Raw genomic sequence first — 23,887 nt, 5'->3', positions numbered from 1 at the left:
ACTTTTTTGTTTTTCCAGTCCTCACGAGACTATCCTTAGCATAGCACCGCAAAACTGTGATAGCTAAAGTCAAATCGACTACATTACCAGGGCTCTGAACGGTGTATACTAGAGGTATATGTAGGCATCTAGTCTCATAGTCCCGATCTCACCATCCGAATTATGTAATTATGACTGTAAAGCGAGCTTATGAAACCAGAAATAGAAGCAAAATTTCTTAACGTAGACCCAGACGATATACGAACTCGTCTTAAAGACATCGGTGCTGTTTGTAAGCAACCCATGCAGCTTATGCAACGAATTATCTTTTCTACGCCTGAAATGGACGACACGCATGCTTATGTTCGTGTTCGCGATGAAGGTCATCGCATTGCTATGACGTATAAACGGTTTGATGAAATATCGCTGACTGGCGCAAAAGAGGTAGAACTTACCGCAAATGATTTTGACTCTGCCGTAGCGTTTGTCGAAGCACTAGGCGTAAAAGCTAAAAGCGCGCAAGAGGCTCGCCGCGAGATCTGGATACTTGGTGACATAGAGGTGGTGATAGATGAATGGCCATGGATTAAGCCGTACATCGAAATAGAGGCGCCAACGGAGGATCAGGTAAAAGATATGGCAAGCAAGCTTGGTTTTGAATGGAGTTCAGCTGCGTTTGGCGATATTATGACAGCTTATCGGGCAGAATACCCTGGCACTGGTACAACCTATGACGACATGATTTACAATTTACCACATATACAGTTTGGCGACCCGTTGCCGAATATTCTGAAAAAATAGGAGAAATATGACAAAACTAGGTATTTTGGTGCATTGCCGGCACCTTGAAACAGTGGCATGGGAAGAGTTGGTATTTGGTATTCCAGCAGAAGATAAACTCGGTGATCTTACTATGCTTGCTTTAGTGATTTTACGCCTAGAACCTACCGAACGAGTGGAGCGTATTGTTATTGGACGCGGCCCATCGTGGCGTGATGGCCTTAACGAGGGTGAATACACTAAAAAGTTTTTGCTCGATAACATTAACCGGCTGCATGAGTTCCCTCGTTTGCAGCCACTGCTAGATGCATTAAGCGACGAGCAATTAGAAAAGTTCCGTGCGCTGTTAGAGAATATAGTTATTACACCGGAGATTAAAAATACTGTCGCCGAGATAGAAGCGGCGGCAAAAATCTTTACAGAAAAAGAGATAAGTAAAGTAGTCCAAATTAGTGCTGCAACCCACGCCTCACGCTGCATTAAAGAGCAAGCCGTCGCTCGTTCGCATGGTACTATTGCCAAAAACCAACTGTGGCAAACCATTGCAACAGATATGTCTTACCATAATACCAAACCTGAGGATGTGGCCGTTATTGAGCCACTGCATCGTCGTGACCAGCCAATGACCTTCGTGCGTCCTGGAATGTCTGAGGTCATCGCGCCGTATTTCTTCTTGCCCGACGCCGATAAGCAAGAATTTGTAAAACTCGTTAAAGATTTTATGGACAAGCGAAAATAGCTTGCATACAGGGCTATTCTTAGGTATAATCACTAAGGTAAAAACACCTATGCGGGTGTAGCTCAGTTGTTAGAGCGCGTCCTTGCCAAGGACGAGGTCCAGGGTTAGAGTCCCTGTACCCGCACCATAAAAGACTTTTCAAGTTTTGAAAGGTCTTTTTTGTTTGCCGCTAATCTGTAAAAGACGCTAATTTCTGGTGTGTAAATTTTATTTTTCTCATCTATGAAAATTCCAGCTGGAAATAGCATTTGTTTACACATTAATCGGCGCTCTTTCAAGACAGTCGGTTCTAAGAAGTGCCGTCCTGTATCTTGTATAAAGCTCAAGGCAAACTCCATGAACTCTCTTTTGTCATCGCTCTCTTCCTTCATCAGTTTTATGAGTTGAGACTTGAGGGTGGAAAGCTCTTTTTTCTTTTTTTCGATTATCTTCAAGATGTCATCCTTGATATCTTTATTTTTGTCGTCGATAGCGCTCTCAACCTTTTCTTCGATGTATCGCTCAAGCTCAACCATGCTTCGTCGCATAGTTCGTTCTTCATTTATCCTATTCTCACTATCCTTTTGCCACACAGTTTCCAAGGCGGCAATAACGCTCTTTTGAGTCTCTGGAGACATCTCATAACGATCGAACAAGTCGATTATTTTATCGTGCATTTCCTCTCTATGCCAATAATGCCCGCACGAGCGACAACGATATTTTTCATATGTCTTTTTGTATCTACCATTAGTGTGGATGAAACCGACTAAGCGTCCTTTATTCTTTAACTCAACACATCCACCATCTTCTACGAGATTATTAAGAGGGAACATGGGGTTACCTTTTCTTTTTGGACCAATCTGGTATTTGGGTTTCTTATCAAATATTTCAACAAGTCTATAATGCTCCTCGAGTGTAATAAGTGGCTCATGTAAACCTTTAATACCACTGACTTTGACTTGTTTATTCATCTCAAGATAGCCAGCATAATAGATGTCGGTTGCTATCTTTCTAAATTTATCCATTTTGTATGGCGCATGATCTTTTGTAAAAGCACTTTTATTAAATTCGATTAGAGCATCAGTGGGACCAACGAAGCCAGCATACATTCTTTTTAGGATTTTTTGCAGCTCGCGACCGCGAACAGAGTGAACCTCATGGATGCCACTGATCTTACCTTTCTTATAACCCGCCTTAGGATGGAAAGTATACCGTCCATCCTTGAGTGCTGCGGTTTGCCCGTTGATGGATTTCCGCTGTCTCTCTTCATTACTTCCTTCTGCTTTATAGGCGCTCATCGTCCTCATAAACTTAGCCATCGCATCATTTCCGTTGAATGCATCGGACTCAGAAGCGTACCAGACTTTTACGCCTGCTTGCTCAAATAAAACTTCAAAATAAGGACCTTCATTAACGCTTCGCATAAATCGGTCGTACTCATCGAAAATCGCATATTTAATGAACTTATTCTTTCTACATGCTTCGAGCATATCCAATAAGTCTTTGCGTTTAACGTTGGTGCCAGCCTTACTGCTAACGCTGCCAGACCATACTTGGACAATCTCAGCATTCAGACGTGCTGCGGCGCCATACACAGACTTTTCTTGTCTTGCGAGACTATTGTTTTGAAGCTGTTCATTACTTGATACACGGCAGTTTGCTATCGCGAGTATTTTTTCCATATTTATTCCCAAACAAAAGTAGGGATCTCTGGGACAAAGCCCGCAATTCAAAGGCAACAGAGACCCCTACTTTCACTAGTGATTTATTTAATTTGGTGAATTGCATGGTCTTGTCCTGACCTAGTCCTGAGCGCGTTTCTTATCTTTAAAGATATCTAAGATAAGTTGTGCAAAATTTAGCGCATCCTGCTGACTGATTTTTTCAGTTTTAACGCGCTTCTTTTTTACTTTCTGAGACATTGCGGGCATCACAAAAGTGCTCCTGAAGTTAAATACTTCAATTAGCGCTTGTAAGCCCGTTTTTACCGAGTCGTTCTCGTATACTTACATTTCATGCTGGTGTTGCACCGTTTTTTTGAGCGGTTCGTCCCGCTACACAACTACATGAAATACGACGGTTTATTAATGTAATCCTATTATAGCGTATTTTTAGTTAGACGGCTTAGTGATAGAGAGAGCGACATTATCGCCATCTTGCGTCAGGCTGCCAACTGTAAATGCATCCACAGATTGTTTATCGTCGGGTTTGCTAGAGTCTAGCGGTTCAAATAAATCAGATGCTTTGCCATTGATATCAGTTAAAAATTGGTTCTCAAATGTAGCATCCACTTTATAGCCCTTGGCTCTAAGCTCTTTATAGACAACTAGCCCCTCTTTGCTCTTATAGTCTGCGACATCAAGCTTTGGCAGAGTAGTAGTGTTAGTACTACTGTCAGCTGCTTTTTTCGAGTTACTGGTAGCACTAGTTGGCTTATCCTTGTTGCTTTGATCGAGTGAGCCTATTGCTCCTAAAACGATAATCACAACAATTACCCAGAACCACCATTTTTTAAATATCTTCTTGTCTTTCATGGTATATGGACCTCCATTTAGTTATTCTTAGCGGTGTCCATAAAAAAGGACGACCCGCAGGTCGTCTAAAACCAGCATCGGCTTACGCCAAATACTATTACGCGAGTCGTCCATTTTCATGGCGTAACAACGCGAATGCGCTTCCAATGCTAGTTTTAGACATTGTTTATTATATAGTTTCCAGTTAAGTAAAGCCAGCCGCAAGACGGGTATTTAATCTGGACAAAAAACACGTTTTTAATATCGTTCCCAAATATTTGCTATTTATACAGCGGAGTCTATAAAGCCGCGTCGTAAGGGGATAGACCCCCCTATCTGCATTCACTAAACCGAGAATTAAATAAAATTACATTAACCTACCTAGATCTATCTTGCTTGCGCTTGGATATTGTTCACTTTAAGCAGATAATAGACTTAAATGGATAACCTACGTGTTAAATCAGTTTCTAAGGGCGTGTCGGAAGTTGATCCGATAACGCTTAGTATCTCTTCGGATAATACACGTAGGCTCGTTTTTCTACCGTTAATCCATAATTATCAATCTAAGAATGGTTCGGTACGTGGAACATTCGTATATCAACGCAAGCGCAAAACCGATGAATGGGACGACGACTGGGACAAGGTACAGATTGCCGATCAGTCCCTATCGAAGCTGAAGTCGGGCGAAGGTTATCAGCTAGACTTATCTAGTGACGCGGTCACTAAGCTTACAGAAGGACTGATGCAAATTGAGGAAATCGCAAAACTTGTTAATTCAGGCAATACAAATACGACATACGTACCTACAAAGGCTGAAATTGCACCTATTCTAAAGAAACTCATCAATAGCACAACGAATAATGAGTTAATCGGTGAACTTTCAAAGCTTGGAACAGATGCAGGGCTGCGACTTAACGACCTCGTCCTACAATCTCGTATGCGCTCAGCGGTTAAGTATTGGGAAGCTCATAAATCCGATGCCGATGAAGAGGCGTGGCAAAAGTTCTTCGCTAATCGCCCATGGATTTTCACACTTCTTTTTGCTGAGCCGATTGTCATATTGAAGTCTAAAATGTATGTTGGCGGTACGAATGCAACTGCAAAGGGCGGGAAAACAGTTGATTTTGGATTTATTAATAGACAAACGATGAATACTGCGTTACTTGAACTTAAAACTCCTGTCACAAGTTTACTAGGCAAGGAGTATCGAGGAATATTTCCGCCATCTAATGAGCTTGGTGGCTCAATAGTTCAGGTTCAAAATTATAAGTATGAGCTACATAAAAACCTGCGCGCTGCTAGTGAAGATTTCGAGGATTTTGATGCAGCAAACATTCCAACTTATGTACTTGCTGGATGTACGGAAGAGCTTGATACAAAAATTAAACGTAGGTCATTTGAATTAAACCGCAAAGATCGTCGTCATACTATCGTACTAACATTCGATGAAGTTTTTGAAAAATTACGACTACTGGAAGCGCCGACTCTAAGCTAGCTTTTAGAGTTCTTTTTTCTGTCTGCTATTATTTCTTCGTAAATAGGGTACATCTTCTGCGCAACGAGGGGTTCTACGCCATTAATATAGTCCAGCCTGCCTTTAAGTTGTGAAAGCTTTTTATCTGCAAGCTCATTCAGAACTTCATTCCATTTTTCAGCCTCCCCCTCGTCCTGAGGTTGGTCGGGTAGTTCGTGTAGCCTAGCGGTGAAGGCTGCAATACCTACTTTACTAATGACATGAAGCTCTAGACGTATTCTTCGTTTGTACTTCTTGCCAATCCTTGGTCTTTCACTATCAAATACAGTTAACCCTGTTACGTATTGATTAGCTCCACGTTTCTGATATTTACGCTTGGTTTGAGCTAACGGAAGCCCGAAGCTTTCAACGATGTCACATATTTCGCTTGCTTCAATCTGACCCTCGGAAGAAAAAGACATATCATCAACATATCTGGTGTAGGTAATATCTCGCTCAAGTGCGTACTCGGAAAGTGCGGCGTCTAATGCACTCAAATGGTGGTTCGCTATATCAGGACTAGTATTAAAACCTTGAGGTAATACGCCGTCAATTGTACATAGCTTTGACAAATAAGTTGCAACTTCCGTATTTGCGCCTAAGCCAAGTAAAACAGCCAATACGTCAATGTCATTTATTTGAGCATAGAAGTTTTCGATGTCTATGTTAAAAAGATGATTAGCAGACAAGTGCTGGGATGCGTTAGTCACATTAGAAAAGCCGCTCCTAAAACCATGTACAGCATCATGAAGCTGTGGCTGATATTCCTTCAGACCTTCATAAATGGATTTGTATAAACCCGAATGCTCATCTGTTTTTGGCTCGTAGATCATACGGAGTGTGCCGTCGGACTTACGATTGCTTATCTGTTTGAAATACTCATGTTGAGTTGAAGACGCAACATACTCATCGGTAAATTCACGACGAGCATGAATTTTGTTTAGAATAAAATTAAGACTATTGTTTAAAAACATAAAAATGGCGGCTAAATACTGGAATGGTAAGGCCTGTTCTATACTCGAGTACGAAATCATACCCAAAAGCCAATAATACTTAGCCGATTTTATTGTAACACTGATCGAAGCTCGTCACCAACACTTCGTCGCCGTCGTCCAGAGATAGTATTAGCGCTCGTATCCTGCTCGTAAGCTATCATATTTTCTATACTAAAGTAGAATTGAAAGTTAAAACTCGAAGATTTCTCTGTGATTTTTTCACCCGCACGCGCTTTTGCAATGATTTCATAACAGGCTCTTACTCCTCCCGCGATATAGTCGGCTATTGATAGAGGTAAATATTCTTTATTTTTAAATACCACATCCTGAAACTTCTGATCAAAATTTTTACTGGATGCTTCCGCAACAATTTCCAAATTAGTGACACGTTTCGTCGATCTGGCTACTTCGATCAGCCTCGTCATTAATTTTAATTTAATATCTTCAAGATTATCTTTATCATAGCTAGCACTAACGACGTAAACACGCATAGGTAGCTTGTCTATGACTTTTCTGTAGAACAATTCTCTAACAGTGAAGTGGTCATCTACATAATGTCGACTCTCGTCCGCGCGCATCACACCACCATTCTTGCCAGCAAATCGAGGTTGATCCAATAAATCTTGATTAAACGCCATTATTTTCTCAGTAAGACCAGTTGATCCTTGAGCGTCAAAGAGGCAGCCAATATAAGCAATTTTGTTTGTTCGCCCATCCGTTCCAGTTTCGTCAATATAAAGAATATGGCTAAAGTGGCTAGCTTCTGTATCTCGACTTTTTCTTCGTACAATGTTTTTTAACCACTCCACGTACTTATAGACCTTCGTTTGCCTTAGGGTTTTCAGACATGATTTTACAGATCGCGATGATCTTTTTGGTATGACTTTTTCTGATTGCTGCAATCTTATATCCATATCTTGGATCGTTCTCACTGTCCAAAACTCTAGTAGCACTGTGAAGTTGGATCAACTCCGCGTGTATCTGATGATAGAGATCAGGTTTATTATGATAAAGGTTATTTGGATATTTTCCAGCTAACTCACATTTTCCGTCGACAACATTGCACATAGTACTAATAGTGTACCATTATGTAAAAGTTGAATTATATACCGTACAAAAAGGTATTCTGAACACTGCTTGTTCATTGCTAATTGGGGAATACCAAAGTCTATCAGTCTAGCTATTGGAGTTAAAGCCGTATAGCTGATCTTGATCCTTTTTGATGACTTGCTCAATCGAAACGTCGGCAAAATTAAAAAGCTCAAAGTATCGTTGTATTGGTTCAATCGCCAAATCTCTTGCAGGTTGGGTAAGTTCATTTGGCGTATATGTGCGGTCAAAAACAATAGTGTCTTCATTACTCATCTTTGTTGTCGATAGGTGTCTCATAAACTCGAAGCTAGTTAATTCTCGCCCCCTGGTGTTATGAAGAGAAATACTCACAGATACTCCATCACTGTACAAACCAGAACGATGCAAACGAGTTAAGAACTCCAAGATTTCGGTAATGTGCATAGTTAACGAACCTACAAAGTTCAGATACTTACCTGGCTCAACTTCATTCGGGTTAAACCGAGTTGTTCTAGTTTCTTGTGTAAGCCAATCTTCCTGAACTGCGCTGTAATGCAAAAATTGTCCACTTCGATACATTCGCCAAAACTCTTTATATTCACCTGCATCAATCCAACCACCGACATAATTATTGTAATTACTGATCCCGTGATTATCAGCACCGCCATGTCCATAGAATGGGTAGTACCAACCTCTTAGTTTCACACTATTTTTATCTACCAGTTCTTCACACTCTTTGAGGCTAAGGTTTGCGGGCTTACCAGTTGGCTGAAAGTTAATACGCCAGTAGCCACGGCTTTTGATAGTATCGATGAAATCTTCTTTCATAATCCGCCCAACTCCTCATCATAGTAATTCTTCAGCTCTGCTGTTTCGGCTGTATAGCCCTGAGATTTGCGCTTAGTCATCATTTTAACAGCCGCACGATCTAGAATATCCCTCATATCGAATGAGTTGGAAACCGCTTCGCTTTCTGGACGCCGTCGTCGACTACGATAGTAAACTTTCCCCTGATGAGTGTCAGCACTGTCAGCTTTGCAAACAACAGGAACTTCGGGGAACTCCATGATCCTTATAACAACAAACCTTAGACCTTTATTATCAATTATCTTGTGTACTGTAAATGTAACAAATGGGTCAGCGAACTTGGTCATCTGATCCTGCATTGTTTCTTGACTAAACGTTTCCTCCTGTTTCTCGCTAATACCGACTCGCTTAAAAGTCTTATCGTCAAAGCCTATCACTATGTACCCGCCGTCCTGAACGTTGGAAAATGCCAAGATATCTTTAGCAAGACTTTTTACGTCCCAAGAACAGGGTCCTTTGAAGTCAAGTGATTGGCTTTCCTCACTACCCTCAACCAGTCGTTCAAAATCGGCTAAATCCATATCCCTCTATTATAGCCCTATAGGACTATAATCGTGTTATGGCTAAGAAAAAGATATACGGACAATGTAGGATTTGCGGTGAAGAAAAGCAACTCACTCAAGAACACTATATCCCTCGTGCAGCTGGTGGTGGCACAAAAATCACACTATATAGTGGTGATGAACTGATAAAAACGCTCCACAAAGACGAAAACGGTAACGACTACAAGCCCCGTGGCAAGATAAAACAGAATGGTTTGGCTGAATATACATTATGCAAAGAGTGTAATGAGTTGTCGGGCGTACTTTATGATAAAGAGTTTGCGAGATTTCATAACGGTATACATCACATCCTCACCACTTCAATTGATATTCCAGAAGGTCAGACTATGGAAAGCTACCTTGAAGGTGAGATCGTAACCATAGTGCTTGACGATATAAAGCCGTTCAATATTGCCAAGCGTATGCTGGTTTCATTTTGTTCTGTTGAACATCCTGGCTTAACGGATAGGCATCCTGAAATTAGAAAAGCTATTCTAGATAAAAACTATATACCGAATACTGATGATTTCGCGCTTTATATGAGCCTACACGTGGGTAACAGTGCATACTACGGCACAATTGCTGCTTTGATGAATATCGGCGATAGGTATATCACACAGGCATATGCTGGTATAGAAAACGAACTGGTAGCATTCTACTATTCTGGTGATAAGGAAACTAAAACATTAGGCTTAAATAATTGCGCAGATATTACTCCGTGGCTCACGCGGTATCAGTATGACCAATCGGCGACTATAAAGCTTGAGTTGATGTTTAATAAGTCGTTAATGATACGCTTTCCCATAAACGCGGGCAAGTAGTGAGAGTCGCAGACCTTATCTAGCTAGTAAATGCTCTCGATATGCGACCGCTAAAATAATTCTCCATTTAGCCGTTTCCTCCCTGACTTCGTGTAAAAATAATTCAAGATGTTGCACCATATTGAAATTTAAAAGACGCTTTGGCGTCTTTTTTATCGTTCAACCAAGTTTTATACAGCGGGTAAAGATTCTATTGGAGTCAATAGTTTGTAACCTTGTACTCCTTTCTCTGAGAGTTGTATGTCTTATCTTGATTAATCATATTAATTGCTTGATCTGAAGCAGTAAAATAGTGTCGCTGTTCTTTGAGCTTATCCTGTGTCATCCATCTGTTTATGCCGTGTGGCCATAGAGATTCATTCAAAAGACCTTTTACGTTGTATGCTCTGAGAACCATAAATAATTTATCTTCGAGTAAGGAGTCTGTTTCTTCATTATAATCGCGCATACGATAGAATGATCTCACCTCGAACGAAGCACGGAGTCCAGTCTGTTTTTCAAGCTCGCGAGCTGCGGTCTCTTCAACGTCCTCTCCCCATTGCACTGGTCCGCTTATGCAACCCCAGAAACCGTAATAAGGGTGTCGCATTCTTTTTTGCATAAGATACTCCGGCACGTCTAGATGATCCGGGCGAGGTACTATAAGCAGCATTGAAAGTTTTGGTTGTTTCTGTGCAGTTTGCTTTTCTTCATCCAGGTTGTTGGCAAACTCCTTGCCATATGGAGTCAACTCGTATTCACCGTTTGTAAGTTTGTGTATATAAGCAAGTTTTACGAGCTTCTGAATATGAAATTTAAAGACATCACTTTCGAGATCTGTCTCATGCATCAGCTCGCTGAAACTGGCTGATTGACTATGGCGAAGCTTGTAGAGGACGGCTATCTGAGCTCTATGCACAAGGACTCTTTTCTAATAAGTTACGGTAGTTATCTACCCTGGACGATAAGTGTTAATTTCTATAACAATAGTAGCATGTCAAATAAATCAGTCGCAACCTGGGGTACCTTTGATGGTGAATTGCACCCTGGTCATATCCATTTCCTAGAAACATGCAAACAATATGGCAAAGTGGTCGTATTCCTACTTGACGACGACGGTATATATCGACAGAAGTCTAGGAATCCAATTTTTCCACAATCTGCTCGAAAGCGAAATCTACTTAATACAGGGCTAGTCGACGCCGTGATGGAGGGCGGGCCAGACCAAATCGAGAACATCAAGACGACACTTGAGTTCGCTCCTGATGTTTACTGTTTTGGAGGAGACCAAACAAGTTCGTGGAATAGAGAGCTGGAAGCTCTCTTAGACAAACAGGGGACTAAGATAGTACATATACCGCGCTATAAGTCTGACCTTTATTCTACGACGGCCATATATTTTGGTGATCAAAAAGACAGGTAGTCTGTTAGTAGATTTGCTACACTAAGATCAGCAATCTAAAAGGATGGGTATGAAACTATGAGAAAAATAATTGTCCAAGAGTTCATTACATTAGATGGGGTTATGCAGGCACCAGGTGGGCCTGAAGAAGATACATCGAGTGATTTTAAATACGGTGGCTGGACTGCGCCATATTTCACCGAAGCCGACGAAGCGGCCGGGGAATTCATGAAAAGATGGATGGAATCAACGGACATTCTTTTAGGTCAAAGAACCTTTGAGATTTTTGCTGAGTACTGGCCTAAACACGCCGATATGTGGCCGGGCATTATGGATGTTACCAAATATGTAGCGAGCGACACCATGAGCCAATCAGATGTTAATAAGATGGGCTGGGACAACTCGATGCTACTAAAAAATGTTGATGACATCAAAAAACTTAAGGATTCGGAAGGCCCTGCTATAAAAGTTCACGGCAGCGGTAACCTAGCTCAGACGCTATTCAAGCATGATCTAGTTGATGAGTTGTGTTTGATGACTTTCCCTATTACGCTTGGTACGGGTAAGCGTTTGTTCGGTGAGGGGACTATTCCTGTAGCCTTTACAATGACTGACAGCCAGATTACGCCAAATGGTGTGATTCTCGCCTACTATGAGCGGGCAGGAGAAGTTAAAACGGGCACGGTCGGGGCTTAGTGTAGCTCTGATCTTGCTACCTAGCGGATATTCTTGTAAAGATCCACGAGTAAGCTCTCATCTAGGTAAAATAAAGATACGCCGTACGGCGTATCTTTATTTTCGATTCATTGTAGCGTCGTCCGTTAAGGAACTAGAATTTCTTGGTCATCGCTTTGTTTTTGGCGCTTAAGGGTTTGCTATAATCGCCCACCAAGTGAGTCGCTTAGTAATATATTGGTCAATAGACCATGCGGCTGTGTGGGCCAACCTGTCTAAACCGTATAATGCGAGGAAGACAACGACGTAAATGATTCCAGCTCCAACGTCGGTTGACGTATTTGTGTACGGACCTCCAAAACCTTCAGGGATGGCCCAAATTAGTAAACAGAATACGGCTGCTAGTAAATAGACGGTTCGTCGAGCAAAACCGAATATTAGTGCGAGTGCTAAGAGGGTTTCAATCACAGCAATAGAAATAGCGAATAGGTGCGGATTATAGCTCAGTATGTGTGTCCAAAACTGGAACCAAGGGCTGAGCCAATCAGGCTGTCCCTGCGCGGCGGAGGTAGCTTGGTCGAGGAAGTTGTCTCGAAACGAAGGATTCCACTTAAAAGCAGCATTAATGAGCCATACGAAGCCAAAAGCTATTCGTAGTAGTGCGGTGTGCTTGGATAATGTTTTGGTACTTATGTTTTTAGCTGCTTGAATCATATGCTCTAAGCGTAAGCATCTACAGATAGATAGTCAAGGGTAATTAATAGTCAACGAGTATTATTGCGAGCCATATCTGGTGATGACTGTTTTTGCTATCATAGATAGTAAAGGCTATCGTCTTGTTTCGGTTGCTTGTAAAAAAGATCTGGCGTTCAGACAAGTTCATTTGCCTAGAAATTACTATGGAGTATGAGTAGATGAGGGTTATTAAAAAATCTGAGACAGAGAACTTCGTGAACGGTCCTACCTGCAAGGGTTACGGCTTTCCGTTTGGCGATAAGGCTATCGATATCGCGGTCGTGACGGTAAATGGCCGCTATCCAGAAGAGGGATGGGCCTTGAACGAAGTTTGCAAAGAAGTTGCTTATATACTGAGCGGAAGTGGCACGCTCACTGTGGCTGATGAAGAGTCGCGAGAGTTACGGCTTGGAGATGCGGTTATGATTCAGCCAGGTGAGAGATATTATTGGAAGGGCGAAAATCTTGAGATGATCATGCCGTGCAGCCCTGCCTTTGACCCTAATCAGCATAAGTACATTAAATAGTGAGATTCTATTCGCATGGTTATCCCAGTACGGCTCGAATGATACTATAGATATATGGCTGATGACTTTTGGGCAAAATTACACGATCTCTATAGCGATAAGGACTGGATTTCCAAACCCTCTCTTTTCGCTGAAACGGTTAAATCGTACCTTCCTGCAACGGGAAGATTACTTGATTTGGGTGCAGGACTTGGACAAGACGGCGCATATTTTGCTGAGCTTGGCTATGAGGTGATTTCTACGGACCTGAATACAAGCCGTTTGGCCGAATTGAGCGGCGGGAAGTTTCAGGTGGAGACGGTAGACCTACGATACCCACTACCGTACGTTGATGAGAGCTTTGATGTTATATATGCGCACCTTTCTCTGCACTATTTCGATGAGAAGACTACGGAACAGATATTCGACGAGATCTATCGAGTGCTAAAAACTGGAGGAGTGTTTGCCTTTTTCACGAACTCAAAGGATGACCCTGAATATAATACCGGTAAAAAGCTTGAGGATAGCTACTTTGAGATTGATGGTGTAGCAAAGCGTTATTTTGATGTGGAGGCGGCCAAGAACTTTGCTCAAAAATTTAAACCGCTTCTCGTCGATAACAATGGTGAGACATATAAGGATCGTGCAAAGGGTATCCATAACTTAATTAGGTATATCGGCACTAAGCAAGAAGATCCTTCGCTTGTCGTCAAATAATAAGTGCTATGTCGCAAACTCACCAAAGCCGTTTTTCTGAACATCCTTTTATAGATCGTGTATGGCAAAGCCATAATGTTTCCGACGGTATTTACTTGGCAACTCCTGACGGATCCTGGGATATCATTGTACTTATTAGTCCAGGCAAGCCCCGCAGCATAATGCTAACAGGTCAGGCAACGGAGTCGATGAATGTACCGTATCAAGCTGGCACTAGCTCGGTTGTCATATCTCTCGCAGCTGGGGCTTATCTACCGAGTTACCCTGGTAAAAAGATGCGTGATCTTGTCGAGATGTTGTCGTGTCCTGATGAGGATCATTTTGAACTTGCCGGGAAGGAATTCGTAATTCCAATTTATGATGCGGCAGAGCAATTAGTTGAGGCAATGATAGGGCAGGGAGTCCTTAAGATGGATGATGTGGTTGCTTCAATATTAAATGGTGACCCAAAAGCACTCTCTGACCGTGTAAAACAGCGCCATTTTTCTGATGTTACAGGTCTTACTCGCAAGTCGTTGGAGCAAATTCGTCGTGCGCAAGAGGCGGTTCGCCAGCTTCAGGATGGTGTACGCCCGGTTGACGTGGCTATGACGACGGGTTTTGCCGATCAGGCGCATTTGTCTAAATCACTCAAAAAAATCATGCATCGGAAGCCATCTGGTGTGGATGAAATTCACAAACTCTAGGTTGTCGTTTTTGTACAAAACTTGTATTGATCCAATTGGTTAAATAAGAGTACAAACAATATGTAATAAGGAGTTGAATTATGAAAATGAAGCTTGAACTAGTACCGGTACCAGTAAGTAATACGGATATCGCAAAAGACTTTTATGTTAATAAAATAGGGTTTAATGCAGATCACGATCACGCTGTTAAACTCGGATTACGTTTTGTACAACTGACGCCTCCGGGTTCGGCTTGTTCGATTGTCATCGGTGACGGTACGACAGAGATGAAGCCCGGTACTCAAAAGAATTTGCAAATGGTTGTTGATGATGTTCGTTCCATCCGTCAAGAGCTGATTTCGCGTGGGGTGAATGTAAGCGACGTAAATGAGCTTCCATGGGGTCATTTTGCATATTTTGCTGACCCAGACGGTAATACCTGGGCGCTTCAGCAGATTGTTCGCTAGTGTTAGAGATGTGCTGTAAAACCATAACCTTAGTTGATATTCATACATTAGAAATAACAAAATCTTAAGGTGTTAAGTGAAAAATCCTTCATGCGATTTACTGCGTTTGTGACATATTTTACAGTATATAACGGCTCGCTGTTTAATAATCAAACATGCAGTGCACTGCAAAATAAATCCAACTAAGTATATAGAGGGAGAATTAATATGAATATGGGTCAAGTAGGCGTAGGCATCGGTTTCGTAGTTAGCCTTCAAGTTGCAATCGCTTTAGCACAAAACGGCGGATTGCTTTAAAAATTAAATAGGGTTCTATGTAAAAATGGACAGCGTCACGCTGTCCATTTTTTGTCATAAACACATGATCTTGCGCGTCTTAGTATCCGCTGTTTCTGACGCCAATTTTATCCACACGGGGTCTGGAGCGGTAGCGATCGGTATCACGCATTTTTGCGAATCAGTGCTTAACTTTTGACTATTATATTTAGTTAAAAATGATGAAACTTTTTGAGTGCTTGCTGTATATAATGAGAGTAAACCAAACAAAGCATGACCAATATTCAAGAACAAGCAGTTATCACGGCGATTCAAGACGGCAACCACGAGCAATATCGCTATTTGGTTGAGCGGTATCACCGAGGCCTTATTCAGCACCTTTATAATTTTATGCATGATGTGGATGACGCCGAGGATGTGGCACAAGAGGCGTTTATTCGGGCATACGATAAACTCTCTCAGTATGACAGTACTTATGCGTTCTCGACGTGGCTGTATAAAATTGCCGATTCGATTGCTTATAGACATCTCAAACAAATTAAGCGAACGGTGGATGTTGATGAGTTTGCAGAGGTTTTAGCTGATGATAAACCCATGCTGAACGAGATTACGGATTCCGCACTTGCTCGCCAGAGAGTGGCTGATGCGGTTGCGAAATTATCAACTGAGTATCGACAGGTAGTTACGTTGTATTACTGGGATGGGTTTAGTTACGAAGATATAGCAACCATTACCGAGCATCCCATCGGTACGGTCCGTACCTGGCTTTATAGGGCAAAGGAGCAATTACGAAAGGAGTTATATGGACAAGTTTGATGAAATGATTAAGAAATCAAAGCCGATCTATCAACCTAAAAATACTAACTTTGTGGAGAAAACTATGACACAAATAAAACCGCAATCAAGCCGTAAAGCATGGAACCTAAAACTTTGGACCCCGATTATAGCCGGCGGTTTTGCTGTGCTAATACTTGGGTTTGTCTTTGTTCCAAAATTATGGCAGACTAACACACCAACGACAGAGAACACGCAAGTTACGACTCAGCCAGATACGACAGCCCAGCAGACGCCAGCTACAGCGGTGAGTAATACTGATCTCCAGAGTGACTTAGGTAATATTAGTGGATCGATGAACCAAGAATCGAGTGATCAGTCGAATGCTAACTCTGCACTTAACGACAACCAGCAGCAGATTGCAGTTCCACAAGAATAATGAAACTTTTTGATACCTTGTTGACTATAAAGTAGGAAGGTAAGAAAACTATGAGAGGAACAAAGATGAAATTTATACTATTTACACGTAAAGGCCTTTTGGCGAGTGCTTTGGTGAGCATCTCGGCGATCGTGGGATCAATGGGAGTGACCGGGATTGTGAATGCCCAAACGGGTACGTCACTTACCGCGACTCAACAACAGCGTCTCCAAACTATCATCTCAAAGGGCGACCAAGAAATAACACGCCGTCTCACTACGCTTAACACGTTAATGGGCAAAATAAATGCGGCCACTCGACTGACGGCGAGCGACAAGGCGGCTTTAAGCAACGAGGTTAATACCACTATCAGTGGACTGACGAGTCTCAAGACAACGCTTGATGCTGAAACCACACTTACGGCTGCTCGAACTGATGTACAAAGCATCTACACTGAATACCGCGTGTATGCACTCGTAGCGCCCAAGATTGGGCTTATAAAAGTAGCGGACGACCAACAAGTTGTTGAGTCTAAACTAGCGGCTCTTGCACAAAAGCTACAGGCTCGTATTACGGTATTACAGCAGGCGGGTAAGGATGTTTCATCACTCCAGGCGTCGCTTAATGACATGACTGGTAAAACGACAGCAGCGCAGGCTATTTCGAGCCAAATTCAGTCGAAGGTCATTAACTTGCAGCCAACCGACTATAATAGTGATCATGCTCTCTTAAGCGGAGATAGGGATCAGCTTAAAACCGCACATGACGATAATCAGGCCGCCTATAGCGATGCAAAAACAATCGTTGCATCACTAAAAACAATGAAATAGGCAAATAAGTCTTAAACAAAAATCGCTCCATAACAGGAGTGATTTTTGTTTTTTATAGCAAATTCTTTAGTATGTCAGTAAAAGTACATTGACTGTCATAGTAATGTGGTGTATGATGTAAACATGATTGATAAAAAGTTATCATCAGATTTGCTTCGCGGCCATACCGATACGATCATCCTGCGCATGTTGCTGGATGGTGATAAGTACGGCTACGAAATCACCAAGCTAGTACATGAACGTTCCGAGCAGCTTTACGAGCTGAAAGAGGCGACTATGTACTCTAGTTTGAAGCGTCTTGAAAACGACGGCCACATTACCTCATATTGGGGCGATGAAACGCAGGGTGGTAGGCGAAAATACTACCATGTTACGGAAAGTGGTCGTTCGCAGTACGAGGGCAACAAGCAAAATTGGGATTACGCAAAGAAGATTTTAGACGAACTACTTTAAGAAAGGAAAAGAAATGGAAAAGAAATTACGAACATTTTTGGACGAGGCGTTTAAGCCATACGGTGAGTTCCCAGCGCGCGAAGACGTGATTCAGGAACTACTTGCCAACATGATGGAAAAATACGAAGACCTTAAAAGTCAGGGTAAAACCAACGACGAAGCATACCAAACGACAGTGGACTCATTTGGTGATGTGACAGAAATTATGGAACAAGTACCTCATGCTGATGCTGAAACCAAGACAACACTCGGCGATGATATCCGCGAGATGCTCGGTTTTAAGGCAAAGGCTAATAGGGGCAAATTTAAATATTCGGCGCTCATGAAAGCCGACCTCGCCGGTACTGACTTAAAGGGTGCAGATTTTACCAGCAGCGCCCTTATGGACACTGTTTTTGACGAGGCTAACCTGACTGGCGCTAAATTCAAAGCTGCTGCTCTTAAAAAATCTTCTTTTAGGGGTGCTAATCTGACGGCCGCAAATTTTACGAGTGCTGATTTGCAAAATGTCAATTTTAGCAAAGCTAACTTAACCGGCGTGACACTTAAATCATCTGCTCTTGGTGGTGCGATATTTGACGGGGCAACTTTAAAGGGTACAGAGTTCAGTGGTTCAGATTTAAGTAACGTGTCGTTTGATGGCCAAACATTAGACGCAGTTATTTTCAATAGTGCATCACTTAAAAATACCTCGTTTAAAAAAGCGATTTTACGCGATGTATCATTTCATCATTCTGCGGTCAAACACGCTATTTTTGAAGGTGCATCTATGGATAAGATTACCTATGCCATTCTAAAAAGCGCAAAAGCCAACGTCGATAGCGTCACAATAATTTAAAGGAGCTGGAATGAGTACTAAACAAACCTACGCCATAGAAGCATGGCGCTTACAAAAGACATACAAAAATGTACCGGTACTAAGCGATGTTTCGTTTACGGTAGGGCACGGTGAGGTATTTGCTCTTCTTGGTGCAAATGGTGCAGGCAAAACGACGACGATTAATATTTTAACGACGCTGCTTAAGGCTGATGGCGGTAAATCGGCAGTTTGTGGGTATGATGTCGGAAGTCAAGGTGACGACGTGCGGAAGCGTATTAGTTTGACAGGTCAGTTCGCAGCAGTTGATGATATTCTAACAGCTCGTGAAAACCTTGTTATGGTTGCCGAACTTCGTCAGGAGAAAAAGCCAAAAGTCGTGGCGAGTGAACTACTTGAGCAGTTTGATCTTGTGGATGCTGCTGATAGGCGCGTTGCAACCTTTTCAGGTGGTATGCGTCGTCGACTCGACATTGCAATGAGTCTTATCGGTAAACCGGACGTCATATTTTTAGACGAACCAACAACAGGTCTTGATCCGCAGAGTCGTACGATGATGTGGCAGAAAATAAAAGCGCTCGCGAGTGCTGGCGTAACGGTATTTTTAACAACTCAATATCTTGAAGAAGCCGACCAGCTTGCAAATACGATTGCTATTTTGCATGACGGAAAAATCGCGGCAAGCGGTACACCAAACGAACTGAAAAGCTTGCTTTCGGGCGGCAAAGTTGAACTCCGCTTTCAAACAAGAAAGCAACTTAGTGAAGCCGCCCAGATTTTTACAAATGCCGCAATAAACAACGAAGAACTACTTTTGACAGTTTCTACGGAAGGTAAGGTGGCGGATATCGCCCAACTATTTAGCGTATTACAGCGAGCACATCTCGAACCTATTGAGTTTACACAGAAACTACCGACACTCGACGATGTCTTTTTGAAGATCATTAACAACAAGGAGAAAAAATAATGAATGTCTTACGCGACACGTGGGTAATGGCAAAGCGAAGCTTGCGCCACACCACTCGAAGTATAGATACGATTATTACTGTTGCAGCAATGCCGATTGCAACCATGCTAATGATGGTATACGTATTTGGTGGGGCTATTAATACCGGTTCAATCAGCTATATCGATTTTGTTGTTCCAGGGGTAGTAATTATGACTGTCGTGAGTGGCATCGCCTACGCTGCGCTACGGTTGAATAACGATATCAATAAAGGGATTATAAGCCGGTTTAAATGTATGCCAATTGCACCATCTTCTATTTTAGGTGGGCATGCAGTGTCGTCTATACTTTCTAACCTGTTTTCAGTACTTATGGTGATGCTAGTTGCATTAGCGATCGGTTTTCGTTCACCGGCGAGTATAGGGGCATGGCTAGGATTTGGTGGAATTCTACTGTTATTTACTGCGGCTATGACCTGGCTCGCGATTGTGTTTGGGCTGCTAGCAAAAACGGCTGAAGGGGCAGGATCATTTAGCTATATTCTGATCTTCCTAATCTTTATCAGTTCGGCGTTTATTCCTACAGGGTCAATGAACTCTGTATTGCGGGCGTTTGCCGATCACCAGCCAATGACACCAATCATCCAAACGATGCGCTCGCTACTCGTTAACGGTATGGCCGGAAGCGATGTCTGGTTGGCGTTAGTGTGGTGTGTTGTACTTCTGATCGTTTCATACATTTTGGCACTTCGTATTTATCGAACCCGGACTGTGTAAAACCCATATAAAAAAGAGGCTGCGAATCGGCCTCTTTTTTATATGGGTATAATTTCAAAACAGGGACAGGTCCTCCCCGCTGACCGACGAATGTCGGGGCGGGGAGGACGGATGGTTCAGGACGTAGCGACGTGACCCAGGCGAGCGATGAGCTCGTTGGCCCTCTGACTGGCTTGCTGGCGTGTGCCGAGCTGCCCCTCTAGCGTGCGGATCAGCTCCTCCAGGCCGGCCACCTTTTCCTGGTGGCGAGCCTCTTGGGAGCTGAGCTGCTCGCGGAGCGTGCCGTTCTCCTCGTCGAGGCGTTCCACGATGGCGGTGAGTGCCTCCAACGGGTCTTCCTCGATGACCGGCGGCGCGACGGGAGTCGTGTGCCTCCGGTCCAGGACGGCGGGCGTGACCGTAGGGCGTGCCATGGTGGGCTCCACCTGTCGGACCGTGACCGGTCCAGCTTCGGGAGTTCCGTGGTGACGTGCCTGGACGGTCTCGTACGACTTGTCGCCCGTAGCGAACTGCCGAAGCTGTTCGCAGTTGAGCGATTTGTCGCTGACCGTCCACCACCAGAGCTGCTCTTCGCCAGCCACCCGCGACTGCGAGATGGCCAGGCCGAGCAGACGCAAGTAGTGCTTGATGCGCTTGCTCCGCTGACGCGAGATGCCGATGGCGAGGAATACGCCAGTGACGTTGAGCGCCACGCAGCCGCCCGAGGTGACCCGCCTCGACTCCTTGGCTGCACGTTGCAGTGCAGCGTAGGCGTCTTGACACTCCTGAACGAGCCGATCCAAGTCGGACGTGCTGTCCTCGTTGGTCGGTGTGTCGCACTGGAAGCGAGACTTGTTGCCTTCCTCCAGCGCTTCGAACTGCTGGACTTGGGTGTCGGTGAGCGTGCCCACTAGAGCGACGTTGTACGTCCGCGTTCGCTGGTCGTTCATCCGTCGGGTGATCAGGCGCGCCAGCTCCATCTTCTGCATGACAGAAGACAAGTAGGTGCTGTTGCGCTTGGACTCGGGGATGCCGATGAAGCCGCGCAGCTTGCTTGCCACTCGGCCCGTGTCGTCGATGACGATGCTGTCTTGCCGGTACAGCGCGAGCAGGATGAGGTCGCGAAGTGCGGCCTCCTTGGATTGCCAGGTGACTGGTGTTCCGGTCATGGTTGCTCCCTCCGAGCGTCTCTAGAACCGATGATATTATACAATTTTAACTATAAAAAGTAAATATATCAGCAGCAGCGATAAGCCCATCCTCGTTTGCAGTGTGTGAAATTGAATAGTTTATAGGTCAGAAATGGTGTATTGCTAGACAAGTTTATATAACAAACTATAATAGGGATCATGAAGAAATTAGTACCATGGGCAAGTGCAGTTTTAATTCTTGTAACTATTTTTGGAACCATTTATGGTGTACTTCAGCAGGCGCAGCGTAGCGGGGCTAACCTGCCGCAGATTCAGCTTGCTGAAGATATTGCCGTTGCAATTAATAAGGGTGCACATCCTTCATCTGTCCTTACGGCTCCTGTTGATATGAATGCAAGTCTCGCGCCATTTATCATTGTGTATGACAAATCAGGCAGAGTGGTTGATGGCTCGGGTCTTCTTGATAGCTCGATACCTACTATTCCAAAAGGTGTACTGACAGCTGCGGACGGACAAGTGTACAACGCAGTAACCTGGCAACCTAAAAGTGGCGTGCGTATAGCCGCGATTGCAGTGAGGGCTGATAACTACTATGTAGTTAGCGGTCGTTCACTAGCTGAAGTCGAGAAAAACGAGACTAAAACACTACAACTAAGTCTGACAGGGGGAGTCATAGCGTTCCTCATCACTATCTTGGCATTTGTGGTAGAAGTTGGCAAAAACCGAACTCGTTCGCGCCGCTCTAAATGACATCAAATCCGCTGAGGCGTTTTACAGTTTACCTAAATCGTATATAGTAAAGGTAAGCATGTTTAAAAAGTACGTCCAAAAAAAGCTCGAAAAATACGTTATCAAATACTTCCATAAGCATCCAGAAGTAAAACTAGTTGTTGTTGCTGGTAGTGTAGGTAAGACGAGTACTAAGCGCGCGATTGCAACTCTACTATCTCAGCGCTACCGTGTTTTGCTCCACGAAGGCAATCACAATACACCTATGAGTGTGCCAGTTGCGGTGCTCGGAATCGAGTATCCCACCAATGTTCACAGTATAGGGGCCTGGATATCAGTCTTTCGTGCTGCACGTCAGCGCATTAAACAGCCATCGGTAACGGACATAGTTATTGCGGAAATTGGTGCGGATCACCCAGGTGATATTGCGTATTTTGGCAAATATCTTAAGCCCTATATTGGTGTTGTGACTGCAGTTACGCCAGAACACATGGAGTTTTTTAGTAGTATAGAGGCAGTTGCGCAAGAAGAGCTGGCGACGGCAAACTTCTCACAACTCGCGATTATCAACCGTGATGATATTGAAGGTCGATTTGCGAACTTTGTTACCAACCCGAATATAGATACTTATGGTACGAGTGGTGCGGCTGAATATCGCTTTGAAGTTCAGGATTTTACGGTAGATGACGGTTACAAAGGTAATGTTATTGTGCCGGAATTTGACCAGCAGATTCCTGCAAGTATTAAAGTTGTCGGCGAGCATAGTCTTCGACCGGTTATGGGCGGTGTAGCAGTTGCAGTCAAAATGGGTTTGACGCCAGCCGAAATCTCTTCGGGTCTTTCCTTGATTCGCGCCGTGCCTGGTCGCATGAACGTACTTCATGGTCTTGAGAACTCAATTATCATTGATGACACCTACAACTCGAGCCCAATCGCGGCAAGTTCAGCGCTCCAAGCACTCTATAGTCTTCAAGTTCCGCAGCGTATTGCGATTTTAGGAAGCATGAACGAGCTCGGTGTCACTTCAGCGGCGGAGCATGGAAAACTTGGTATGATGTGTGATCCTTCGATGCTTGCCTGGGTTATTACCATTGGTGATGAGGCTGAGAAATATCTGGCGCCTGCCGCAAGGCAACGCGGCTGTCAGGTGAAGAGCTTTAAAAGCGCTATCGAAGCTGGTGGTTTTGTACACAGTGTTATGGCTGAGGGCGCGGCGGTATTAGTGAAGGGATCTCAAGGAAATATTTATGCCGAAGAGGCTGTGAAGGTTCTATGTAATATGGATGACGACACTAAGCTAGTGCGCCAGTCGCCAGAGTGGGTACAGATCAAAGACGAATTCTTTTCTAAATTTGCCTAAGAATATGCTAAGCTGATGGTAAAGTAAACCATAAGTTGCATAATCAAGGGGGCGTATGGACGACCAAAACCAACCAAACAGCCAATTAAATGATCAGCCGAAGAAGGACGAACAGGATGTTACGTCATCGGCACCGGTAGAGATGGAACCGGAAACTCAAAGTTCTACACCTCCCGTCTCACAGACTTCAAGCAATACTTCTAGTATGCCACCTATGGACAAGCCGGATATGCCGAGCATGCCTCAGCAGTCAACTATGTCGTCATCGGCACCGACACCTCTTCCAGCTCCAGAAAAGCCGGAAGGCCTTCTTGAAGCGCCAAAAAAGAAGAATAGCATGTACATTGCTCTCATTGCTGTCGTACTTGTTATTGCTCTCGGTTTTTTGGGCTACATGGTGTACAAGACGCTTTATCCATAAGAAATTAAGTCA

Annotated in this window: 29 protein-coding genes and 1 tRNA gene; 21 read left to right on the top strand and 9 right to left on the bottom strand. The window is 43.6% G+C overall.

Features of this window, described 5'->3' with window-relative positions; genetic code table 11:
- The first annotated feature begins 189 nt into the window (after positions 1-189).
- From VLG36_01225 to VLG36_01215, 3 genes are all read left to right on the top strand, one after another.
- Entirely contained in the window at positions 190-780 is a 591-nt protein-coding gene (locus VLG36_01225) for a class IV adenylate cyclase (protein HSW77403.1), read from the top strand.
- A 7-nt stretch (positions 781-787) separates the two neighbouring features.
- Complete coding sequence (locus VLG36_01220) at positions 788-1,498, top strand: hypothetical protein (GenBank protein ID HSW77402.1); 711 nt, start codon at positions 788-790, stop codon at positions 1,496-1,498.
- A 51-nt stretch (positions 1,499-1,549) separates the two neighbouring features.
- Positions 1,550-1,625, top strand: a tRNA-Gly gene (locus VLG36_01215).
- Here the strand turns inward: VLG36_01215 and VLG36_01210 are convergent.
- A complete protein-coding gene (locus VLG36_01210) occupies positions 1,603-3,159 on the bottom strand; it encodes a recombinase family protein (protein HSW77401.1) in 1,557 nt (518 codons plus the stop codon). The two genes, VLG36_01215 and VLG36_01210, sit on opposite strands and share 23 nt — an antisense overlap.
- A 429-nt stretch (positions 3,160-3,588) precedes the next feature.
- The gene (locus VLG36_01205; GenBank protein HSW77400.1) at positions 3,589-4,011 is read right to left on the bottom strand and encodes a hypothetical protein; all 423 of its coding nucleotides are present in this window, start codon (positions 4,009-4,011) and stop codon (positions 3,589-3,591) included.
- 418 nt (positions 4,012-4,429) lie between these two features.
- Here VLG36_01205 and VLG36_01200 point away from each other — a divergent pair, with 418 nt between their 5' ends.
- Complete coding sequence (locus VLG36_01200; GenBank protein ID HSW77399.1) at positions 4,430-5,485, top strand: Shedu immune nuclease family protein; 1,056 nt, start codon at positions 4,430-4,432, stop codon at positions 5,483-5,485.
- Here VLG36_01200 and VLG36_01195 read toward each other — a convergent pair.
- The 4 genes from VLG36_01195 to VLG36_01180 form a co-directional block, all read right to left on the bottom strand.
- The gene (locus tag VLG36_01195) at positions 5,482-6,477 is read right to left on the bottom strand and encodes a reverse transcriptase family protein (protein HSW77398.1); all 996 of its coding nucleotides are present in this window, start codon (positions 6,475-6,477) and stop codon (positions 5,482-5,484) included. The two genes, VLG36_01200 and VLG36_01195, sit on opposite strands and share 4 nt — an antisense overlap.
- A gap of 89 nt (positions 6,478-6,566) precedes the next feature.
- Entirely contained in the window at positions 6,567-7,430 is an 864-nt protein-coding gene (locus VLG36_01190; GenBank protein ID HSW77397.1) for a hypothetical protein, read from the bottom strand.
- Between the two features lie 244 nt (positions 7,431-7,674).
- On the bottom strand, positions 7,675-8,397 hold the full coding sequence (locus tag VLG36_01185; GenBank protein HSW77396.1) for a hypothetical protein: 723 nt from the start codon (positions 8,395-8,397) through the stop codon (positions 7,675-7,677).
- A complete protein-coding gene (locus VLG36_01180) occupies positions 8,394-8,957 on the bottom strand; it encodes an ATP-binding protein (GenBank protein HSW77395.1) in 564 nt (187 codons plus the stop codon). Before VLG36_01180 ends, VLG36_01185 begins: the two co-directional genes overlap by 4 nt.
- Positions 8,958-8,995: 38 nt before the next feature.
- On the opposite strand from VLG36_01180, the gene VLG36_01175 reads away from it, so the two are divergent.
- A complete protein-coding gene (locus tag VLG36_01175; GenBank protein HSW77394.1) occupies positions 8,996-9,799 on the top strand; it encodes a hypothetical protein in 804 nt (267 codons plus the stop codon).
- 199 nt (positions 9,800-9,998) lie between these two features.
- On the opposite strand, the gene VLG36_01170 is transcribed toward VLG36_01175, so the two are convergent.
- Positions 9,999-10,697 (bottom strand): NUDIX domain-containing protein, encoded by a 699-nt coding sequence (locus tag VLG36_01170; GenBank protein HSW77393.1) that lies wholly within the window; start codon positions 10,695-10,697, stop codon positions 9,999-10,001.
- Positions 10,698-10,772: 75 nt separating this feature from the next.
- Between VLG36_01170 and VLG36_01165 the strand changes: the two genes are divergently transcribed.
- Together VLG36_01165 and VLG36_01160 are read left to right on the top strand one after the other, a co-directional pair.
- Positions 10,773-11,201, top strand: coding sequence for a hypothetical protein (locus VLG36_01165; protein HSW77392.1), 429 nt, complete (start codon positions 10,773-10,775; stop codon positions 11,199-11,201).
- A gap of 57 nt (positions 11,202-11,258) precedes the next feature.
- Positions 11,259-11,876 carry a dihydrofolate reductase family protein gene (locus VLG36_01160; GenBank protein ID HSW77391.1) on the top strand — a complete coding sequence of 206 codons (618 nt, stop codon included), beginning with the start codon at positions 11,259-11,261 and terminating at the stop codon, positions 11,874-11,876.
- A gap of 168 nt (positions 11,877-12,044) precedes the next feature.
- On the opposite strand, the gene VLG36_01155 is transcribed toward VLG36_01160, so the two are convergent.
- Positions 12,045-12,569, bottom strand: coding sequence for a DoxX family protein (locus tag VLG36_01155; GenBank protein ID HSW77390.1), 525 nt, complete (start codon positions 12,567-12,569; stop codon positions 12,045-12,047).
- 200 nt (positions 12,570-12,769) lie between these two features.
- Here VLG36_01155 and VLG36_01150 point away from each other — a divergent pair, with 200 nt between their 5' ends.
- The 11 genes from VLG36_01150 to VLG36_01100 all read left to right on the top strand — a co-directional run bounded on the left by VLG36_01150 (position 12,770) and on the right by VLG36_01100 (position 20,235).
- Positions 12,770-13,117 (top strand): cupin domain-containing protein, encoded by a 348-nt coding sequence (locus VLG36_01150; protein ID HSW77389.1) that lies wholly within the window; start codon positions 12,770-12,772, stop codon positions 13,115-13,117.
- 54 nt (positions 13,118-13,171) lie between these two features.
- Positions 13,172-13,813, top strand: a complete 642-nt coding sequence (locus VLG36_01145; GenBank protein ID HSW77388.1) for a class I SAM-dependent methyltransferase — start codon at positions 13,172-13,174, stop codon at positions 13,811-13,813.
- Between the two features lie 8 nt (positions 13,814-13,821).
- Positions 13,822-14,499: an AraC family transcriptional regulator gene (locus tag VLG36_01140; GenBank protein HSW77387.1), complete on the top strand. Its 678-nt coding sequence runs from the start codon at positions 13,822-13,824 to the stop codon at positions 14,497-14,499.
- Between the two features lie 80 nt (positions 14,500-14,579).
- The gene (locus VLG36_01135) at positions 14,580-14,945 is read left to right on the top strand and encodes a VOC family protein (GenBank protein ID HSW77386.1); all 366 of its coding nucleotides are present in this window, start codon (positions 14,580-14,582) and stop codon (positions 14,943-14,945) included.
- Positions 14,946-15,494: 549 nt separating this feature from the next.
- Positions 15,495-16,037: an RNA polymerase sigma factor gene (locus VLG36_01130; GenBank protein HSW77385.1), complete on the top strand. Its 543-nt coding sequence runs from the start codon at positions 15,495-15,497 to the stop codon at positions 16,035-16,037.
- A complete protein-coding gene (locus tag VLG36_01125) occupies positions 16,024-16,434 on the top strand; it encodes a hypothetical protein (protein ID HSW77384.1) in 411 nt (136 codons plus the stop codon). Before VLG36_01130 ends, VLG36_01125 begins: the two co-directional genes overlap by 14 nt.
- Positions 16,435-16,499: 65 nt before the next feature.
- Positions 16,500-17,243 carry a hypothetical protein gene (locus VLG36_01120; protein HSW77383.1) on the top strand — a complete coding sequence of 248 codons (744 nt, stop codon included), beginning with the start codon at positions 16,500-16,502 and terminating at the stop codon, positions 17,241-17,243.
- Positions 17,244-17,366: 123 nt separating this feature from the next.
- Complete coding sequence (locus VLG36_01115) at positions 17,367-17,696, top strand: PadR family transcriptional regulator (GenBank protein HSW77382.1); 330 nt, start codon at positions 17,367-17,369, stop codon at positions 17,694-17,696.
- A gap of 13 nt (positions 17,697-17,709) precedes the next feature.
- A complete protein-coding gene (locus VLG36_01110) occupies positions 17,710-18,534 on the top strand; it encodes a pentapeptide repeat-containing protein (GenBank protein ID HSW77381.1) in 825 nt (274 codons plus the stop codon).
- 10 nt (positions 18,535-18,544) lie between these two features.
- A complete protein-coding gene (locus VLG36_01105; protein ID HSW77380.1) occupies positions 18,545-19,480 on the top strand; it encodes an ATP-binding cassette domain-containing protein in 936 nt (311 codons plus the stop codon).
- Positions 19,480-20,235 (top strand): ABC transporter permease, encoded by a 756-nt coding sequence (locus VLG36_01100; protein ID HSW77379.1) that lies wholly within the window; start codon positions 19,480-19,482, stop codon positions 20,233-20,235. The genes VLG36_01105 and VLG36_01100 overlap by 1 nt, the downstream gene beginning before the upstream one ends.
- Before the next feature lie 116 nt (positions 20,236-20,351).
- Here VLG36_01100 and VLG36_01095 read toward each other — a convergent pair whose 3' ends face one another.
- A complete protein-coding gene (locus VLG36_01095; protein ID HSW77378.1) occupies positions 20,352-21,383 on the bottom strand; it encodes a hypothetical protein in 1,032 nt (343 codons plus the stop codon).
- Positions 21,384-21,563: 180 nt separating this feature from the next.
- Between VLG36_01095 and VLG36_01090 the strand changes: the two genes are divergently transcribed.
- From VLG36_01090 to VLG36_01080, 3 genes are read left to right on the top strand one after another with little or no spacing between them, the layout of a single operon-like run.
- A complete protein-coding gene (locus VLG36_01090) occupies positions 21,564-22,115 on the top strand; it encodes a hypothetical protein (protein HSW77377.1) in 552 nt (183 codons plus the stop codon).
- Positions 22,116-22,173: 58 nt separating this feature from the next.
- Positions 22,174-23,454, top strand: a complete 1,281-nt coding sequence (locus VLG36_01085; protein ID HSW77376.1) for a Mur ligase family protein — start codon at positions 22,174-22,176, stop codon at positions 23,452-23,454.
- A 55-nt stretch (positions 23,455-23,509) separates the two neighbouring features.
- Positions 23,510-23,875, top strand: coding sequence for a hypothetical protein (locus VLG36_01080; protein HSW77375.1), 366 nt, complete (start codon positions 23,510-23,512; stop codon positions 23,873-23,875).
- Positions 23,876-23,887: the final 12 nt, after the last annotated feature.

The sequence above is a fragment of the Candidatus Chromulinivoraceae bacterium genome, assembly GCA_035478595.1.
In the GTDB taxonomy this organism is placed as follows: Bacteria; Patescibacteriota; Saccharimonadia; order Saccharimonadales; family Saccharimonadaceae; genus CAMLKC01.
This window is presented reverse-complemented; position numbering and strand designations above follow the sequence as displayed.

What these genes read in the sequence shown, in the direction of transcription:
- VLG36_01095 (HSW77378.1), bottom strand. Translation starts at nt 21,383, where the DNA reads ATGACCGGAACACCAGTCACCTGGCAATCCAAGGAGGCCGCACTTCGC.
- VLG36_01130 (HSW77385.1), top strand. Translation starts at nt 15,495, where the DNA reads ATGACCAATATTCAAGAACAAGCAGTTATCACGGCGATTCAAGACGGC.
- VLG36_01145 (HSW77388.1), top strand. Translation starts at nt 13,172, where the DNA reads ATGGCTGATGACTTTTGGGCAAAATTACACGATCTCTATAGCGATAAG.
- VLG36_01205 (HSW77400.1), bottom strand. Translation starts at nt 4,011, where the DNA reads ATGAAAGACAAGAAGATATTTAAAAAATGGTGGTTCTGGGTAATTGTT.
- VLG36_01105 (HSW77380.1), top strand. Translation starts at nt 18,545, where the DNA reads ATGAGTACTAAACAAACCTACGCCATAGAAGCATGGCGCTTACAAAAG.
- VLG36_01155 (HSW77390.1), bottom strand. Translation starts at nt 12,569, where the DNA reads ATGATTCAAGCAGCTAAAAACATAAGTACCAAAACATTATCCAAGCAC.
- VLG36_01140 (HSW77387.1), top strand. Translation starts at nt 13,822, where the DNA reads ATGTCGCAAACTCACCAAAGCCGTTTTTCTGAACATCCTTTTATAGAT.
- VLG36_01120 (HSW77383.1), top strand. Translation starts at nt 16,500, where the DNA reads ATGAAATTTATACTATTTACACGTAAAGGCCTTTTGGCGAGTGCTTTG.
- VLG36_01080 (HSW77375.1), top strand. Translation starts at nt 23,510, where the DNA reads ATGGACGACCAAAACCAACCAAACAGCCAATTAAATGATCAGCCGAAG.
- VLG36_01100 (HSW77379.1), top strand. Translation starts at nt 19,480, where the DNA reads ATGAATGTCTTACGCGACACGTGGGTAATGGCAAAGCGAAGCTTGCGC.
- VLG36_01115 (HSW77382.1), top strand. Translation starts at nt 17,367, where the DNA reads ATGATTGATAAAAAGTTATCATCAGATTTGCTTCGCGGCCATACCGAT.
- VLG36_01225 (HSW77403.1), top strand. Translation starts at nt 190, where the DNA reads ATGAAACCAGAAATAGAAGCAAAATTTCTTAACGTAGACCCAGACGAT.
- VLG36_01085 (HSW77376.1), top strand. Translation starts at nt 22,174, where the DNA reads ATGTTTAAAAAGTACGTCCAAAAAAAGCTCGAAAAATACGTTATCAAA.
- VLG36_01195 (HSW77398.1), bottom strand. Translation starts at nt 6,477, where the DNA reads ATGTTTTTAAACAATAGTCTTAATTTTATTCTAAACAAAATTCATGCT.
- VLG36_01180 (HSW77395.1), bottom strand. Translation starts at nt 8,957, where the DNA reads ATGGATTTAGCCGATTTTGAACGACTGGTTGAGGGTAGTGAGGAAAGC.
- VLG36_01125 (HSW77384.1), top strand. Translation starts at nt 16,024, where the DNA reads ATGGACAAGTTTGATGAAATGATTAAGAAATCAAAGCCGATCTATCAA.
- VLG36_01150 (HSW77389.1), top strand. Translation starts at nt 12,770, where the DNA reads ATGAGGGTTATTAAAAAATCTGAGACAGAGAACTTCGTGAACGGTCCT.
- VLG36_01210 (HSW77401.1), bottom strand. Translation starts at nt 3,159, where the DNA reads ATGGAAAAAATACTCGCGATAGCAAACTGCCGTGTATCAAGTAATGAA.
- VLG36_01175 (HSW77394.1), top strand. Translation starts at nt 8,996, where the DNA reads ATGGCTAAGAAAAAGATATACGGACAATGTAGGATTTGCGGTGAAGAA.
- VLG36_01090 (HSW77377.1), top strand. Translation starts at nt 21,564, where the DNA reads ATGAAGAAATTAGTACCATGGGCAAGTGCAGTTTTAATTCTTGTAACT.
- VLG36_01185 (HSW77396.1), bottom strand. Translation starts at nt 8,397, where the DNA reads ATGAAAGAAGATTTCATCGATACTATCAAAAGCCGTGGCTACTGGCGT.
- VLG36_01160 (HSW77391.1), top strand. Translation starts at nt 11,259, where the DNA reads ATGAGAAAAATAATTGTCCAAGAGTTCATTACATTAGATGGGGTTATG.
- VLG36_01165 (HSW77392.1), top strand. Translation starts at nt 10,773, where the DNA reads ATGTCAAATAAATCAGTCGCAACCTGGGGTACCTTTGATGGTGAATTG.
- VLG36_01135 (HSW77386.1), top strand. Translation starts at nt 14,580, where the DNA reads ATGAAAATGAAGCTTGAACTAGTACCGGTACCAGTAAGTAATACGGAT.
- VLG36_01200 (HSW77399.1), top strand. Translation starts at nt 4,430, where the DNA reads ATGGATAACCTACGTGTTAAATCAGTTTCTAAGGGCGTGTCGGAAGTT.
- VLG36_01220 (HSW77402.1), top strand. Translation starts at nt 788, where the DNA reads ATGACAAAACTAGGTATTTTGGTGCATTGCCGGCACCTTGAAACAGTG.
- VLG36_01110 (HSW77381.1), top strand. Translation starts at nt 17,710, where the DNA reads ATGGAAAAGAAATTACGAACATTTTTGGACGAGGCGTTTAAGCCATAC.